The organism is Leucobacter exalbidus (assembly GCF_017834145.1).
In the GTDB taxonomy this organism is placed as follows: Bacteria; Actinomycetota; Actinomycetes; order Actinomycetales; family Microbacteriaceae; genus Leucobacter; species Leucobacter exalbidus.
Window position 1 is genome coordinate 1,767,297 of sequence record NZ_JAFIDA010000001.1, and the last position, 15,700, is coordinate 1,782,996.

Below are 15,700 nucleotides of genomic sequence, written 5' to 3' on the forward strand. Positions count from 1 at the left end.
GCTTCAGCAGACCCCTTTGTTCGGTCACTGCAACAGGAAGGTGCGCCTGGATTCCCGCGCGCTGTTACGTTGCGGGGCGTTCCAGCGATGCCTCAATTGCCGAGCGGTCGGCCTTAAGCTGCGGGCTGTCTGGGCGCTTTGGCCAGGGGTGCAGGTCGGTGATAATTGGGGGTGCCGATCGCAGCAGGATGACCCCGGTGCCAAATGGCAGGGTTCGGATACGGTCGGGTGGCAAGATTGGGACGCGGCGAATGGAGCGCTGGTTCGAGCGCGAACCGTAGTCACCCAACGTGATCGAATCAGTGAACTCGTCTCGCTCTCCGATCAGCGTGGAGAGGTCTTGGAGGTCGCGGGAGTTGGATGCGCCGCCGAGAACGATCTTCGCGATGCTGGCATCCCAGATGGCGGCCGCTTGATTCTCGGACCATTTGTCTCGCGCTTGGGCGAGTGACTGGAGCACGGGCATGGTGGTGATCCCTGTGCCGCCGCCCTCTGCCATGAGCGTCGGGAGCGAGGGAAGCGGCGCAAGATTTCCAATCTCATCGAGGGCGAGTAGTAGCGGCGGATCAAGCCGGGCGCCCGGTGATCGTGCTGCCATGCGGCGGGCCGTCTCGACGAGGTCTTCAACGAAGGCCGCGACGAGAGCCGAGCTGTTCCCGGCACCCGCACCGGTTGCAAGTAGAAAAAGCGTGCCGCGATTGCGGATGAACGTCTCTGGATCGAAGTGTTCGCCTTCAGCTGGGCTGACAGCATCGAGCACCCTCGGATCGGCCAGTGCCGAGAGCGCGAGTGAAACACCTTGCCAGATGCTGTCGCGTGTGCGCGGATCAGCATCGAGCATCGCTTCCAGTGACTCGGCCCAACCCGTTGCGGCGAGTGGCGACCCGATCAAGATGGCGACCGCTTCTGCCGCCGCCGCAGGGTCGAGCGTCCAACGGAAGAGTTCTGTTGGGCTGCGGTGGTCGAGGGCCGCCGCATGCAGGAGTGCCTGCAACGCAATGCGCGTCTTTCCTTCCCAGAACCCGCCGCCTTCGACGCCACCCGAAGATAGCTCGGTGGCCGCGGCAAGCCCGGTTGCTCGGATCATCGCGGTCAGCGGATCCTCGCACCCGCGTATAGGCGACCACCGCAGCCCGGCAGGGACGCCCTCAGCGAGGCGTTGCGGATCGAAAACCGCGACTGGCCCGAACTGCTCGCGTGCTCTGAGTGTGACAGTGAGGTTGTCGGGCCTCGTCGACGTCGTGACGACCGCGCCCGGTGCATCAAGGATCGCGGGGATGACGATGTGCAGACCTTTGCCTGAGCGCGGGGGACCGATCAGCAGGATCGAGTCTTCGACGCTGGCCCAAACCTGCTTGCCACGTGACCGGCCCAGCAAGTAACCCACGTCCTCAGGCATTGGCTTTTCCAGCGAAGGACGAAGCGTGGCAGCCCGGTGCAAGAGCGACTTCGCGGACGCATTGGCTGCGACCTCGTGGCTCGTGGCAGTGCCCGCGAGCTTGCGCGGATCGGCATCGGCGGCGCGGGAATGGCGGCGCCACTTCATCCAGCCCCAGCCGATCAGCCCGCCGAGTCCGAGCAGCAACGTCATCGCCACCGCCCAGTAGATGATCGCGTTGAGCGCGGGCGCTTTGAGGGCTGCTGCCGGGTCCAACGGATCAAAGAGAACGTTGACACCACCGGCAATTCCGACATCTGGTTGCGTTGCCCCAGTGAGGAAGGCAGCAATCGAACCTGCTGCTCGCAGGACTACGGCAACACTAAAAACAGCGACAAGTGCAATCATCAAGGCGTTGGTCAACTCATCGCCGAGACCACGCCCCTGCGCTTGTGGAGCACTCATGACGGTAAGCGTTCCGAGACGATCACGCCCGAAACGCGTCCGATCAGCATGATCTCTGAACGGTGGTCCACCAACTGGCTCAAGTCGACGAGCCCACGAGCACTCCCATCAGCAGATCCTTCGGCGTTTGAAACCGACAACGCGACGGTGATGTCTTCGCCGGGGATGAATCCAGACGCGGTAATCTCGAACAGCTGATGCATCGGACGGTGCCGCGCTCGCCGCATCGCACTGGGTGGAGCAGCCTCTGCTGTAGCACGCTCATTTCGCAACGCATTGACAATCTCGGTGAACACCGAGCCATCGAACTCATGTATTTCGACCCGGACGGTGCGCGTGCGATGCTCGGAAATTGCGTCGAGCAGCTCACCGAACCGAGCCCTACTCCATTCCGCCTCCGCGCCAGGAGCTTGAAATACTCGGCCATCGAGAGTCGCGCGCATCGCACCGCGCTCATCGACGTGAATGTCGGCCAGTGGGAGATTGACTGGTGTCTTGGAAGGGACTCTGGCGGATTTGCGATTGCTCATACTGCACAGGTGCGCGGCGACAATTTGCGCCCTAGTTTGTCGACAGGTATCCCACCAGATCGATCGCAGATGCTAGCTCTTATCTACTGAGGAGATTGGGTCTTGTAGCGGGCCACATGTCGATTGGGAGCTGAACCCTTCGATTAGTCCCAAACCTCTACAAGGCCGAGGTCACGGAGCTCTATCTGAGCGACCCCATTGTAGGAGGTGATGGGGCCATTCGCGCAGATTGTGAGCCCAGGAGATTCAGGTTCAACGCCACCAATATCCCATACCACGATGGCGAACCGTTGAGGGTCTGGGTAGTCCAGCCCGATGTTCAGGAAGACATCATCGTTTGACGTGCGCATACTCATAAGGGGCCCACAGACCCGCTGAGTCGTGCCGACGTGGTTCACCGCCTGGTCCCACGAGAGTCCATCGTTGGGCCACTGAGTCTGAGGAGAAGTATCGGTCCATGGGTTATCTGAGCTGGAGTCTGTGCAGAGCTCCTCGGCTCGAAGAAGCCGCACAGATTCGGGGTGGATGTTGCGCTCAAGCAAGAAATCGCAGGTCTCAGGTCCAAATTGCCCCTTTGCCATACTTGCAGTCGAAAGATAATCGATGGCTATGTCGTATTCGTCGCCACAGTTTTCACTGAGCCATTGAATCTCTGAATTAATAACCCCGGCTGTATCGCCGACTCGCTCACGTTGGATTACAGATGCGGCCACCTCATCGCAGGACACAAGCTGCGAGCTCGAGCTATTGATGCTGCTCTCGGATCGAGTACATCCAGTCGCCGCGAGGATTAGAGCAGTAGCAAGAAGGCTTACAGCAATACCTCGAGACCTAGCCGATCCCGGGAACGGGTTATTCATCGCAATGAGCAGTCTCAGTAGTCACAGGCAATCGCGTTATAAGAATGCATGGCAGGATCATCCGTCGCGTGAAAGTGGGCGTCGCCCTTGGATCGCACGGTGAGACGCTCAACGTCAGAGGCGCTCATGGCAGTGTCGCCTGTGAGCGACACTAGCTTGCCTCCTTGCACAGTCGCCTCACCGCGGTACTGGTTGCCAGCCGAGTCCACGAGGATCTCGTACTTGTTGTCCGCGTTCACAAATACGGCCTGGCAGCTGTAGTGCCCATCTTTCAGGGGGAGAGCCGACGTCTGTGTTGTTGCCCACCAAATTCCGGCAATAACTAGGCCTGCAATAATTACGTAGGTCCACCCTTTGCGCCATATTGAGTCCGCAGCCATTCTTTGAATCTAGCAGGTTCCTGAGGAGCTACTGGATACTTGGATCGGCTCGTTCAACTGATCTCGACCTTTGTCGATGTATAGCGGGTCGCTCTGCTGGGTTTTCAGATGCTCGATGGTCCCGATGAACTGACGACTTCATTCTGGTCGCCTATTGGTGGGGACAGAACTGAAGGGCGAGGTGGGCCCCAGGTATCGCTGACACTGCCTGAGCCCGGCATCAAGAGATCGGAACCATTCGCCCCCTCGTGTCGAAGAGTTCCAGCTCTCCGGGATGCAGCTGATGCTGGCAGACGAAGGAACGGTCCTTGATTCGCCAGAGTCCCTGACCCACACCGAGCCCAGGCAAGAGCTTCTGCTCGGTGCCAGTGAGTCCAAGCGCTTTCGCTGTTGCTCCAAGCTGATCAGACTCCTGCCGGTAGATGATCCGCGTTTCGGCGTTCGCGAGCAAGCTATTGGCCAGGGCTCGCATCGCGGAGCCCTGATCTCCGACGTTCTCCAGGTCGGTCAGCTTGTGGAAGATGAGCATGTTCGCAATGCCGTAGTGCCGCGCCAGTCGCCAGTGCGCATCCATACGTCGCAGCAATGCCGGATGTGACATGAGGCGCCACGCCTCATCGTAGATACACCAGCGTTGGCCACCATTCGGATCGAGGAGCGCGGACTCCATCCAGGCCGACGAGCAGGTCATGAGCACCGACATCAGCGTCGAGTTCTCCGTCACCCGTGACAGGTCAAGCGAAATCATCGGCAGTGTCGGATCGAACGCTACTGTTGACGGACCATCGAAGAGCCCGGCAAGGTCACCCGAGACCAACCGCCGCAGCGCATGTCCTACGAGACGTCCGTCCTCGGCGAGACGCCCATCGAGATCCGCTTCCGCCGTCGGCGCAAGGATGTGATCGACGACCATCGGAAGGATCGGTACGTCGTTGCTGCGCACGACCTCGCTCAGTGCCGTATCGATCGACGTGTGTTCCAGCGGAGTGAGCGGTCGCGTCAGAACCGTCTCCGCGAGTGCGCCGATGAGATCGCGTCGCCGTGCTGAGACTGTGGATGCCCAGCTCTCCTCACTCATTCCTGCAGGTCGATAGCCCTCGTCGAGAGGATTTAGCCGGGCAGCGAGCCCATGACCGAGCACGATTGCTTTGCCGCCGACGGCTTCGGCTACTGCGGTGTGCTCACCCTTTGGGTCGCCAGGAACGTAGACCCGACGGCCGAATGGGAGGGATCGGGTATAGAGGCTTTTTGCCAAGCTGGACTTGCCGGATCCGACGATGCCTGCAAGCACGAGATTCGGGGCTGTGATGAGTCCTCGCGCGTAGAGCACCCAGGGGTCGTAGACGAAGGATCCGCCGGAGTACAGATCCTGACCAACGAAAACACCGTCAGGCCCGAGGCCGCCTTCGGCCAGGAATGGATAGGCACCAGCGAGGGTCGCCGAAGTGTCTTGATGCCGCGGCAGGCGAAGTTTTCCGGGCGAACGCAGCTGGGCAGGTCCTGGCTCTCCAGCTGCCGGGAGGTACGTGGTCGCCCGGCGCTCTGCCAATTCGGCGGCGTACTTTGTGCGAGCCGCCTGATGCTCCGTCTTCTTCTGCTCAGCGCGCAAAATCGCGGCAGCCTGACTGCGCTGCTTACGCACGCGTCGCTTTTCAGATGCTGGAGCGACGAGGACCGACGTGTGCAGGCGTTCGGCATCATCGTGGCTCATAGTCCGAGGCCCCTTTGCTGCTTGATCGCCGTGATGCTGGCGGGCTCGAACCATGACGTTTGCTGTTGCTCACGCGTCGGTCTCGATGCCGACGGGGCACCAAGGGTCCGTTTGTCATCGGGTAGCCGGTCAGCAGGTGCAACACCATGGAGTCGGTACAGGGCGACGTGCTCGAAGCTGTGGCTGTAAGCGAGATGGTAGTCGCCATCTCGTACCTCACGCTCAAGTGGGCCGCTCGGTGGAACGTCGTAAACGTATCCGTTCTCCATTGCTGCGCTTGTGGTTTCGTCACCGAAGTCCCAGGATTTCAGATGGTCGAGCCCGGCAACAGCGCCGTCTCTGTCGATCATGTCGAGAACTTCATCTGCCTCTGGGCCTTGCAGGAAGACGACACTGATCCATCGAGCAGCCTGGGGTACGTTTGCGGCTGGATCGTCGCGCCAAGCAACACGGCTCGTAGCCGCTGCCGCTGCGTCGAGTCGCTCTTCGGCCTGATCGATCAGGGTCGCGGCCTGGTGGATTTCGTCGGCGGACGCAAGAGCATCCTGTGACCCGATGTCATGGTCACCATGGTCGTCAAATGCGCGAGGACGATTCTCGACATGGGCTGCAGCGAGCTGATCGAGCACCTGCTTGAGTGATCGCACACCTGACAGCAGATCGCCGAGCACACCGTACAGATCCTGCGGATTCTCGAACGAGCGTGTGGCGTGCGCGAGTCCGCGCAACGCCTCGGAAGCTTCACCGGCATCAGCGCCAGGATCGTAGAACGTGGGCATGGTGACCTTCCAACAGTCGAAGTGAGAACTTGAACGTTGGGAAGGTGCGCTCGGAGGTTCTCAGCCGCGGGCCGGGAATGACCCCGTTGGCTGTCATCCACTGACCGCAGGACGGCGGTGGCTGAGGCGAGGATTGCGTCTAGGGCGAACGCGGCCTGATCGGAACGCGCGTCACGCGGAACGGTCATGACACCGCGTAGCCCATGGCTACTTGCGCAGATTAGTCAACGAAATAGGCGGTGGCCTTCTCATCGCTGTCCAGGACATCTTCATATTCGACGCCAAGCTTCCGTGCGAGGGCAACTGATCCGTCAAGGGCTATTTCCAAGTCGGGAGAGAACGCTCGTCCAAGTAAATCGAGATAGGTGGACAATGTTGCATCCAGTTGGTCGATCAGGTCCTGATAGTCAGCTGCAAGTCGTTCGTCGAGTTCCTGTTGCGATCTCAGGTAGCCCTCGACCAGTTCCTCCTCGTGCTTCGATAGTGAGTTTGACACTGACTTGTACATCAGTATGCCGACGGTGTTCCCAATCACAGCGCCGAGAACAGGCACAGGGATGATTGCCTGACCGAGGAATGATGACAATGCACTGACCGCGGCCTCGAGGGAGACGAACTCGGCGTTCTCGATGAACTCCTGCTCGTTGATCTCCCCGCGGCGGAGCTTGTTTGCCTGCTCCGCAATGCCGAAGGCGGCGGTGACGATGGCACTGGCTGCAGCGGCCGACGTCGCTGTGAAATTGGTAAGCGTATAGATGCTGAACCCACGTACACCGCCCTTGGCGAATCCGAAGCCGGTTTCGCTCGCAACTTCTGCCCAGTCGTCCGCGTCGAAGTCGCCTAACTTCTTACCTGTGCGCCGCTTGGCGACCACGGCCATGACGAAAGTGGTGGTTCCTTCAATCATGGCTGCCGCCATGGTTACTTGCGCACCTTGCTTGAAGGTGGGCTTGCTCTCCTGATACGCGGAGTTTCGCTGATCTTGGTCAGTTTCGCGCAGAGATTCCTTTTCTGCCTCGAAAGTCGCGTTATATGTGCCTTGCTGAACTTCGTGGTAGTCGAGGTTTGACGGTTCAAGAGAATCGAAGGGCACCGAGCCATCATTGAAGAAAGTTTGAACGCGCTGCCAGTCCCTAAACGATGGGCCGTCGCCTGCACGCGTGAGAATCTTGCCTGCTTCCTCATGGGGCATGGCGTAGAGCTTGCGCACAATCTCATAGTGATCGTTGGGGATCTGATACCTATGGCCACTCTCGATGAAGTCTGGGTACCTCTCAAGATGCTCGGCGATTGCCCCCAGACCGAAACTTCCTCCCGCCGCGTAGAACTTCTGCTGGATGGCGACTCCATCTCTCATGAGGTCGAATGGTCCGTTGTCGTCAACCCACTGATAGATCTTGCCGCCACCGGTAACTTGGCTTCGCGCGTTTCCGATCCCGGTCTCGGCGACCTCAGCAATGAAGCCATGCATGCCTTTGAGCCCGCCGCGGTTGCTTATTACCACCTGCCGGATCCCGCTGATTGCTTCGTCCGCGCTTCGCAATGCATCGCGTAGATGCATATCCTGTTGGCGGAGGTTGTCAATTAGCCGGTCTAATCGGAGCTGGTTCAGATAGTTTGCCCAGGCTGCGACGGCCTGCTCCTGCCCGCTCTTCGTGATCTTCGCAGCGCTGCCTGACGTGGACTTCACGGAGCTACTCATGGTCGCCCGCCTGCTCGATGTGCTGGCCGAGTTGAGCAGCGCATGCCTTCGTGTTGTTTACCAGGGCAGCAAGCTGTGTCTGCTGCGGTTTGGCGAGGACCAAGAAATCCGTGCCAAAGAACGGTAGCGCTGCGCTGTAGCTTCTCGTGAGCTCTATCCGCAGAGAAGAAGTGCGCTGGAGGAGGCTCCCGATTTGTGCACCCATCTCCGTCACGAGGGCCGTGTTTAACTTCACAGCAGTGAGTGCCTCCTGCTTAGCTTCACGGTTCTCGAACTTCTTTTTTGCGAATAGTGCAATCGAAGCGAGGAGAGTTGCGCCGGCAATCGTCCATCCCACAGGTCCAGCCAAAGCAAGCAATGCGCTTCCTGCGGCTGTGCCGCCGCCCCCCGCCGCGAGAGCTCCACCTCCGAGCCATGCGAGTGCGGCCTTAGTCGCAACAGCTCCGGAGAGCGTGGATATCGCAGTGCCCGTAGACGCAGTACCGAAGGTCGTTGCGACCCAGAGTGCAGCCGATGGAGCCATGCTTGCGACAGCAGCGCCAGCACTGAATCCAACTCCTACACCAGTCGCGGAGTTGCGGGCGGCTTCAAGATCCTTACGAGCGAACTCCTCGGCCTCAAGGAACTGAGCCTTGTTCAACTGGATTTCCTGGAACGCAGTCTCAAAGGACTTCGGCGTGTTGGCAATACTGTTCACCACCAGCTCGACGAACTCGATCAGGTCGCTAGAGCGTTCCCGCTGACGAAACAAAGTGAGACCGTTATCGTTCATCGCAGTGAAAGCCCCGTTGTACTCTGCAATGGCCTCTTCATAAGGGTCTGGCTTCTTTGCCGTGAGCTTCTCGACGGTGCCGCTGACAAATTCTTTGGTGGAGTCCGCGATTTCCTCCGCCTGTTCAGCAGCCTGGACAGACTTTTCTCGGGCGAACTTCCCGATGCCGTCGGCAGCCTTGCCGAAACTATTCATGGCTTTGTCGATGGCCCGCGGTTCAACCATGTGCATTCTCCCTAAAGACTTCTACTGCTCTTGAAAGGAGCGTATCGGTCACCTCCGACAAGGCGGTCTTGCGGCCAGCGTCAGATGCGTCGCCGATGAGCTCAGGGCGCAGCAAATGGGCTACACAGCACCTTGGCGTTCAAACATTTCGCTCGTCGCTACTGACACCTCGATGAGCATGTCGCGTGGCTCATAGCCAACTTTCATGGCACACCCACGCCTTTATGCGGTCCGGCCGATCTGCGAGGGCTCTGCGAGGGCAGAGAACCAGCATGATTCAAATGTTCTGTACTGCTCACACCACTCGACACAGCGGCAGCGCCGCGGCGGTGAAGGCCTGAGCTTGCTGACCGACGAGGAGACGGGTCTCACACGAAGCCTGGATCGCGGCTTGCTCGATCGCGGCGACTGCGGCGTCGAGTTCGTCGGCCGTTCGTGCTGAGACCGAGATGAGGCCGGTGTAGCGCAAGATGCCGTGTCCAGCGGTGAGGTCGGCTTCCTGCTGGAGAACATCCTGAAACTCGGCGGTCTGCGAAGCATCTTCGATCTGGCCGATGCGTTGGCGCTGAGCTGCGTCTGAGATATACTCCGTCTTCTTCTTTCGGATGTCGCGCGCAGCCTGGTCAGAGCGCATCGGGGTGCACATCAGCGAGAAGGATCGCTGGATCCCAGATGAAAGGAGCAACGGCGCCAAGAACCCCGGGTAGACCATCGAGCGGGGCCACTCCGAGATCCACAGCACCGCATGGAATGCGGAGTCTGTGCGCAGCCTAGACCATGACTCGTTCACGGCGACTGGCCCCGCGGTGGCAAGTGACTGGCCGAGTTCACCGTGGCGTTCGAGCGTCGCTGCGATTGCGGGGTCATACGCGGAACGCAGGATCACAGCGATCTCGCCGCACGACAACCAATCCGACGGAGCCAGGTCGGCTGATCGCAGTGCAGCGATCAGCGTGGACATTTCTTGGCGAAGCACGGCTGCAGCACCGCGAATGCTGCCACCGGCAGTGCGGATTTGCCGAGCCGCTGCGTGCATATCGAGCGAAAGTGAGAGCGTCGTAGCGTGGCGCTCACCCGCGGGCCCGGCGCGCTCAATCAGTTCGGCGTACGTCGTTGACGCCCATGAACCATTGGCGTTGCCATGTGACGCCCACCATTCAGCGAGCCCCGTGCCAGAATCTGGCAGCGTGCGCTCAAGTACTTGCAGCATCGAGAGTCGACCAGACCTACACACGGTTGCGAGCACACGACCCCAAGAGCTGACGCGCCGATCCTGCTCGCCGGGATCGAGGAGCACGAATGCTGGGTGCGCGACGGCAACGATGGCTGTGAGAGTGCTCGCGGTCGGGTCATGAACCATCCCGGCGCCCGTGATCGGATCCTCATACTCACGCAGCCGCGCCACGTCGCCGGGTAGCGCGAGCGAACCCGCAGGCCGTGGCCTCACAACGCGCCGCCGATAGAGCAACTGGCCGCCGGTGGCCTTCCAGAGCCACCAGAAAACGACCGGGATCCATTCGACGATCGCCCGTCCAGAGATCCGGATCCACACCGTCGCCGCGGCGGAGAGCCACACGGGTGCCGAGAACGCGATGAGCATGCCGCCTCCGGCGTAGAACGCCCACACCAGTGAGCCGACGCCAACTCCGAGTGCGATCAGCTGCGAGAGTGACAGGCCAAGCAGGACGCCTCGTCGCGTCAGCCGGGAGAACTTCACCGGGACGAGATCACCGGCTCGTTGATCGTCGTAGTCCTTCGACATGGTGGGCTATTCCTTTCCTACCGTGCGCGGCTGTGGAGGCTGGCTGCTGGGCGGTGCAGGATCGGTTCGAGGCGCGGGAGGCTGAGGCGTTGAATGAGGTGCGGCAGAAGTCGCGCCCGAGCCATCCGCACCAGCGGTAGCTGATTCGGCCGTCCCAGCAACAGCACCCCCGAGCTGAGGTCCGGCAGTCGCGGCACCTTTGATGACCTCCGCGCCGATAACGACCGCTGCCGCGGGTCCGGCAGCCACGGCAGCACCACTGGCCCCCGCGCCGGATCCTGCACCCGAACCGGCGGCCGAAGCAGAGGTGCTGGGCGCACCGGTTGCTGCGGAAGTGGCGTTCGGTGTCGCACCGCCGCCGGAGCCACCATCGAGCACCTTCTTGACTCCGTCGCTCTGCGGTTTCGACGGCACGGGCACGGGCCGGTTCACGGCGCTCTTTGCTTCTTGCTCGCTTCCCATCGCGTGGTAAAGATCGAAGCCGAGGAACGAGATGAACCGGTAGACCATGTATGGCGCGAAGGCTGCAATGAACAGCAGCACGATGCCTGAGATCGGTTCAGTCACGGAAGACAAATCGGCCTCAATCGGCGTTGAGACCTGCGTGATCGCGATGAGGAACACGACGACGAGGACGAGTTTGGAGATGATGAGCGCGACAACGAACGCGGCCCATTTACCGATCCATCCGCGGGTGACATCCCAGGCCGCTCCAGCGAATGCGATGGGTGCGAGCACGATCGCAACGAGCAACAACGCTTTACGGATCAGGAGCGAGAACCAGACAATCGCGACCGCACAGATCATCATCCCGGCGAGGAAGATCGTAACGATCGCGCCGACGCCTGGAGCCGCGATGTTGATTGTGGTGAGCCCGGCGGTGAGGAGCGCGATCTTATCGCCCATAGTTTCGGTGGTTTCTCCTGCCGCCTGGACGACACCGATGCACAACTGATCCACAATCTCCAGAGCAGTTGCCGTCAACGTGATGACGACGAAGGAGCCGAGAACGGCTTTGGCTGCGCCGAGTGCTGCGCGTGAGAGCGCGGCGGGCTCCCGTCTGATGAGGCCGAGGACGAGCTGGAAGCAGAAAAACAGCAAGACGATGAAGACACCGATGCCAAAGAGCAGGTTGTAGACGTCGAGGTAGCCCTCGGATTGGACGTCCACGAGGGTCGTGCTGTCAAAGACTGTCCACATGGCTTCGATTAGCCAGCCCGCGGCTTGACCCATCGTGGAGGCGAGCCAGTCAAAAGGGGCCGACACCAAGGTTGCGGCGCCTTCGCCGACGGCATCGCAGACGTTGGATATGACGGGGATATCGCAGACACTCATCGCAGGCCTCCCTGAACTAGTGGGTGGTGGGCCTCAGACCTGCTGTCCGACGTTCCAGAAGAAATTGATCAAGGTCACGGATGCGCCGCAGATGACTGCCGCACCACACGAGATGAGTACGCCGAGCTTGCCGCGACCTGCGAGATGTGGATTGGACGAGTTCGATCCGAACCCCCACACGATCGCGGAGATAATCAGCGCGAGTACGGAAAGGATGAGCCCGACAGTCATGACGGCACCGACAATGGTGCGCAATTGCGCGATCCCCGGCAGACCGGAGTCATTCGGTGTGATGTCGATGTCCATCGGCAAGACTGCGGCGATGGTCGTGATGAGTTCAAACACGGTGGCTCCTTGGCGTGAACACCGCCGACGGCGGCAGACGAAACATGGTCGAGAGCCAGGTGTGCAGCCCGTTCCCGTTCGTCACGATGCGGCAGAGAGCTACAATTGCTCGCCCAGATGAATGAGCCAGTTCAGCCAGGTCACACCGCCACCTGCGAGGATCGCGGCTCCCAGAGCTACGAAGACCCCCGCGCGTGCCTTAGCCGCGACCGCGGGGTTGCCGCTGGAAGTCGAGATTGCCCAGATGATTGCGCTGACGATGATCATGAGGACGGCGACTATGAGGATGATCGTGAGCATCGCTCCGATGACAACTTTGAGATCACCGATGCCACTCAAGCTGCCGAAGTCTGGAAACACATTCATGACGTGCCTCCTGTCGTCGCAGAACATCCAGCACCAGCAGTCGCCTCTGGGAGATCAGCGGCGTCGTGATCGTTGAGCCATTTCGCCGCATCGATCGCCTCCGCATATGTGCCGCCGGGGCGGACCTCAAAATGCAAATGCGGTCCGGTTGAACGCCCCGATGAACCAACATCACCGATGTGTTGACCGGCGATGACACGGTCTCCGACCCTGACGTGGATGCCGTTCTGCCACATATGCGCGTACGCGGTGGCGACGGTAGTGCTGTCGATGTGGTGTTCGATGACGATCAGCCCTCCCCAACCGCCGGAGAACTCTGCGACAGTTACCACTCCATCCGCTGCGGCGAGAATGGGTGTCCCGTCGGCCGCGGCAAGATCGGTGCCGGTATGGAAGGCGCTCTCGCCTGTGATGGGGTCAATGCGTGGCCCGAAGTCGCCAGTGTGAACCCAAGACCCTTCCGGCAATGGAAATACGACTCGGGAGGATTTCGTCACTGCGTCGGTTGGTGGTGGCGATGTCATTGACGGAGTCGTGGTTGACGCAGCAGTCGTCGACGACGTCGAGGCACTGCTCGTGAGCGTTGCGAGAATCTTCTCGGCAACGGGTTCGTAGTTGTTGTACCGATCCGGGTACGCAGACACCTCGACAGCTTGTGCGGCTTCGCCCTTGCCCATGCTCTGCCAGCCGGGGATATCGAGCAGGCCGCGAGGCGATGGATAGTTGGGCCCGGACGATCCACCGAAGAACGCAGCAGCCTGATATTCGGGGTCCATCAGCTCAGCCACAGATCCCCAACCCGATTGCGGCCGCATCTGAAAGAGGCCGAGCGAGTCGTGATCGGATCCATTTCCGTCGTTCGGGTAGCTCACGGATTCTGGGTAGGTTCCCGTGTTCGCGAGCTGTCGCAGCGTCGACTCGGTGAGAGCGGCCATGATCGCGATCTGTACGCCATCGCGGGTGACGCCCTCGATCCGTGAACCCATGGTGATGATCGTCGCCGCATGCGTCAGCTGCTTCTTGTTGAGCGTGAACCTCTCACCATTCACTGTTGTCACTACGAGAGAATCCGGCACATTCCCGACGGTGAGCCCTGGAGAGGAAAGGCACGCAATCACCGCCGAATTCATTACGAGACCGACGGTGACGAGCCCCAACGTCGGTGCGAGGAACAGGAGACCGACGACTGCGATCACGAGCTTCTTCATCATGAGCCGGGCCTCCTAACGCAGCGGATTATTCAGCTGTGACAGCCGCAGCACATAGCAGGTGTCTTTGGGCGGGCAGGCAACGAAAACCGTGAAAGCAACCTGTTGGTCGGCACTGACCTGGTCACCATTCCAGTCGCCGGAGCGATGGCGGATTCCCTCGATCGTGAACGCGGTGGCACCTGCGGGGAGCTGGCCTCGTCGAGCCTGCGCGAGCGCGTCAGCCCAGGCACCCGGCACGTACGCGGAAGTGATCTCCAAGTATTGCTTCGTTGCGTACTGACGCAGTTGCGTCCACGCATCGTACGAGGGTAAATAGATTGCAAGATCGGCTGCAAGGCCGGGCTGCTCGGTGCCACTCGGGTCCGCAACGTCGAGGATGACCTCGGTGTAGTCCAGCGGAAGGAATCCACTGCCGGTGTCCCAGGTAAACAGCGCCGTCGCGACGCTGCGTGCAAAGGTCTCGGCATCGGTGCTGTGGGGGATTGCCGGAATCCGAGGTGTCGGTCCATCAGGGGCATTCGAGGAGCCAGGACCACGTTCAGTAGTTGGTGAGACCGGGCCGGTTGACTCACCGTGCCCACGGGATCCGGCGATGAGTCCGTAGACGCCAACACCGGTGATGAGGAGCACCACGACTGCGGTGGCGATGAGGGCGACAACGGTGCGGCGGGAACGAGGAGCGGTCAGAAGCTTCATGCCTGGAAGGTGCGCAGCGTCGGCCGCGCATCAGATCGCTCGGAGGTTCCTTATCTCCATTGGCTGCTCAGCGGTATCAACGTTGGTATCGAGCGCTGTTCGGAGTCGCTCCGCGAAGTCTGAGGTTGCATCCACTGCCCGCAAGAACAACTCGACTTCAGCAGCACTCAGTTTGAGAGCGAGGTCGTCGACATCAAAGTGACGCCACCACCCATCGAGCTCAGTCCAGGTAACAACGAACGCGCGAACTGGCCACGGCTCGTCGTCGTCCGCACGATTCGTCTGCGGACTCGGCGAAGAGCAGCGCTTAGTGCGCGGCGTGCTCTTGAGACGCGCCAGAGCTTCTTCCGCCAGCTTCGCGACATCTTCCTCAGGTGCATCGGAGTCTGCCTCCGCGACAAGCTGGCGGGCCCGCAGATAGCTCGGGTGTACCGGTCCGCCTGAACCGATGAGTTCGAGCTCGGCGGCAACTCCCACACGAACTGTCTCTGATTGATCTTGGTCCTCAGCGATCTGCTGCAGGTAGTTGATCTTCTCGAGAGTGGTGTGTGAAGCACCATCGGGGATCATCGCAGCGGCCTGGGCGCGAGTTTGTCCCGGTGATTCTGACGGTGGCGCAAAATTTGCTGCACCGTCACTTCCCGGCTGATTTTCGCTGCTGAAACGCGACGCTTCTTGCCGACGAGCAGCATCCTCAGCCATGTGCGCCTTGATCTCCCGATAGAGCGCTGCACCCTCCAGCTGGGTGAGCGGCTTGTGCAGCATGTTGTCATCTTGTTCAGCAAGCAGGTGTGCGAGATCCCCCGAGATACCTGAACGCACCCAAACCTTGACGTGCTGCCAGCCGAGTTGCTTAATCGCAGCCAATCGTCGCGCACCGCATACCAAGATCCCGTCGGGTGTGACCGTGATCGGTTGGAGTAAACCATCACGCTCAATCGAGGCTGCGAGCGAGTCGAGGTCGCCGAGTCCAGTGCGGTGACGCCGCCCAACGCGGATTGATTCGACGGCACGGTCCAACTCGATGTGTCCGCCGTCCCGACTCACTGGTTGCTCCCGTGGGTGGGGACCGACATCGCGATAGCCGTGACCAGGTCGTCATCGCTGAGGAGCGTTGCGAGCGCTTCACCAACGAGTATGCGGAGAAGGATGCCTCGCCCGGTGCTCGTCGCGCGATACGCGG

General features: G+C 60.7%; 13 protein-coding genes and 1 pseudogene. All 14 read right to left on the bottom strand.

What is annotated here, in order from left to right:
- Positions 1-64: 64 nt before the first annotated feature.
- The 14 genes and pseudogenes from JOF28_RS07975 to JOF28_RS08040 all read right to left on the bottom strand — a co-directional run bounded on the left by JOF28_RS07975 (position 65) and on the right by JOF28_RS08040 (position 15,564).
- Positions 65-1,843 carry a type IV secretory system conjugative DNA transfer family protein gene (locus tag JOF28_RS07975; protein WP_209705277.1) on the bottom strand — a complete coding sequence of 593 codons (1,779 nt, stop codon included), beginning with the start codon at positions 1,841-1,843 and terminating at the stop codon, positions 65-67.
- The gene (locus JOF28_RS07980) at positions 1,840-2,373 is read right to left on the bottom strand and encodes a hypothetical protein (RefSeq protein ID WP_209705278.1); all 534 of its coding nucleotides are present in this window, start codon (positions 2,371-2,373) and stop codon (positions 1,840-1,842) included. The genes JOF28_RS07975 and JOF28_RS07980 overlap by 4 nt, the downstream gene beginning before the upstream one ends.
- A gap of 874 nt (positions 2,374-3,247) precedes the next feature.
- Complete coding sequence (locus JOF28_RS07985; RefSeq protein ID WP_209705279.1) at positions 3,248-3,472, bottom strand: hypothetical protein; 225 nt, start codon at positions 3,470-3,472, stop codon at positions 3,248-3,250.
- Between the two features lie 361 nt (positions 3,473-3,833).
- Positions 3,834-5,324: a VirB4 family type IV secretion system protein gene (locus JOF28_RS07990; RefSeq protein WP_209705280.1), complete on the bottom strand. Its 1,491-nt coding sequence runs from the start codon at positions 5,322-5,324 to the stop codon at positions 3,834-3,836.
- Complete coding sequence (locus JOF28_RS07995; protein WP_209705281.1) at positions 5,321-6,103, bottom strand: hypothetical protein; 783 nt, start codon at positions 6,101-6,103, stop codon at positions 5,321-5,323. Before JOF28_RS07995 ends, JOF28_RS07990 begins: the two co-directional genes overlap by 4 nt.
- A 220-nt stretch (positions 6,104-6,323) precedes the next feature.
- Positions 6,324-7,793 carry a hypothetical protein gene (locus JOF28_RS08000; RefSeq protein ID WP_209705282.1) on the bottom strand — a complete coding sequence of 490 codons (1,470 nt, stop codon included), beginning with the start codon at positions 7,791-7,793 and terminating at the stop codon, positions 6,324-6,326.
- Between the two features lie 4 nt (positions 7,794-7,797).
- Complete coding sequence (locus JOF28_RS08005; protein WP_209705283.1) at positions 7,798-8,802, bottom strand: hypothetical protein; 1,005 nt, start codon at positions 8,800-8,802, stop codon at positions 7,798-7,800.
- A 295-nt stretch (positions 8,803-9,097) separates the two neighbouring features.
- Entirely contained in the window at positions 9,098-10,564 is a 1,467-nt protein-coding gene (locus tag JOF28_RS08010; RefSeq protein WP_209705284.1) for an SCO6880 family protein, read from the bottom strand.
- Positions 10,565-10,570: 6 nt separating this feature from the next.
- Positions 10,571-11,899, bottom strand: coding sequence for a TrbL/VirB6 family protein (locus JOF28_RS08015; RefSeq protein ID WP_209705285.1), 1,329 nt, complete (start codon positions 11,897-11,899; stop codon positions 10,571-10,573).
- 33 nt (positions 11,900-11,932) lie between these two features.
- Positions 11,933-12,205, bottom strand: a complete 273-nt coding sequence (locus JOF28_RS08020; protein WP_245190222.1) for a DUF6112 family protein — start codon at positions 12,203-12,205, stop codon at positions 11,933-11,935.
- Positions 12,206-12,343: 138 nt separating this feature from the next.
- Positions 12,344-12,610 carry a DUF6112 family protein gene (locus tag JOF28_RS08025; RefSeq protein ID WP_209705286.1) on the bottom strand — a complete coding sequence of 89 codons (267 nt, stop codon included), beginning with the start codon at positions 12,608-12,610 and terminating at the stop codon, positions 12,344-12,346.
- Positions 12,611-12,615: 5 nt separating this feature from the next.
- Positions 12,616-13,821 (bottom strand): annotated as a pseudogene (locus JOF28_RS08030) (M23 family metallopeptidase); the annotation flags it as partial.
- 12 nt (positions 13,822-13,833) lie between these two features.
- On the bottom strand, positions 13,834-14,517 hold the full coding sequence (locus JOF28_RS08035; RefSeq protein ID WP_209705288.1) for a hypothetical protein: 684 nt from the start codon (positions 14,515-14,517) through the stop codon (positions 13,834-13,836).
- A 30-nt stretch (positions 14,518-14,547) separates the two neighbouring features.
- On the bottom strand, positions 14,548-15,564 hold the full coding sequence (locus JOF28_RS08040; RefSeq protein ID WP_209705289.1) for a ParB N-terminal domain-containing protein: 1,017 nt from the start codon (positions 15,562-15,564) through the stop codon (positions 14,548-14,550).
- Positions 15,565-15,700: the final 136 nt, after the last annotated feature.

Coding starts and splice junctions, on each gene's coding strand:
- JOF28_RS08020 (WP_245190222.1), bottom strand. CDS start 12,205: ATGGACATCGACATCACACCGAATGACTCCGGTCTGCCGGGGATCGCG.
- JOF28_RS07975 (WP_209705277.1), bottom strand. CDS start 1,843: ATGAGTGCTCCACAAGCGCAGGGGCGTGGTCTCGGCGATGAGTTGACC.
- JOF28_RS07995 (WP_209705281.1), bottom strand. CDS start 6,103: ATGCCCACGTTCTACGATCCTGGCGCTGATGCCGGTGAAGCTTCCGAG.
- JOF28_RS08025 (WP_209705286.1), bottom strand. CDS start 12,610: ATGAATGTGTTTCCAGACTTCGGCAGCTTGAGTGGCATCGGTGATCTC.
- JOF28_RS07990 (WP_209705280.1), bottom strand. CDS start 5,324: ATGAGCCACGATGATGCCGAACGCCTGCACACGTCGGTCCTCGTCGCT.
- JOF28_RS08035 (WP_209705288.1), bottom strand. CDS start 14,517: ATGAAGCTTCTGACCGCTCCTCGTTCCCGCCGCACCGTTGTCGCCCTC.
- JOF28_RS08010 (WP_209705284.1), bottom strand. CDS start 10,564: ATGTCGAAGGACTACGACGATCAACGAGCCGGTGATCTCGTCCCGGTG.
- JOF28_RS08015 (WP_209705285.1), bottom strand. CDS start 11,899: ATGAGTGTCTGCGATATCCCCGTCATATCCAACGTCTGCGATGCCGTC.
- JOF28_RS07980 (WP_209705278.1), bottom strand. CDS start 2,373: ATGAGCAATCGCAAATCCGCCAGAGTCCCTTCCAAGACACCAGTCAAT.
- JOF28_RS08005 (WP_209705283.1), bottom strand. CDS start 8,802: ATGGTTGAACCGCGGGCCATCGACAAAGCCATGAATAGTTTCGGCAAG.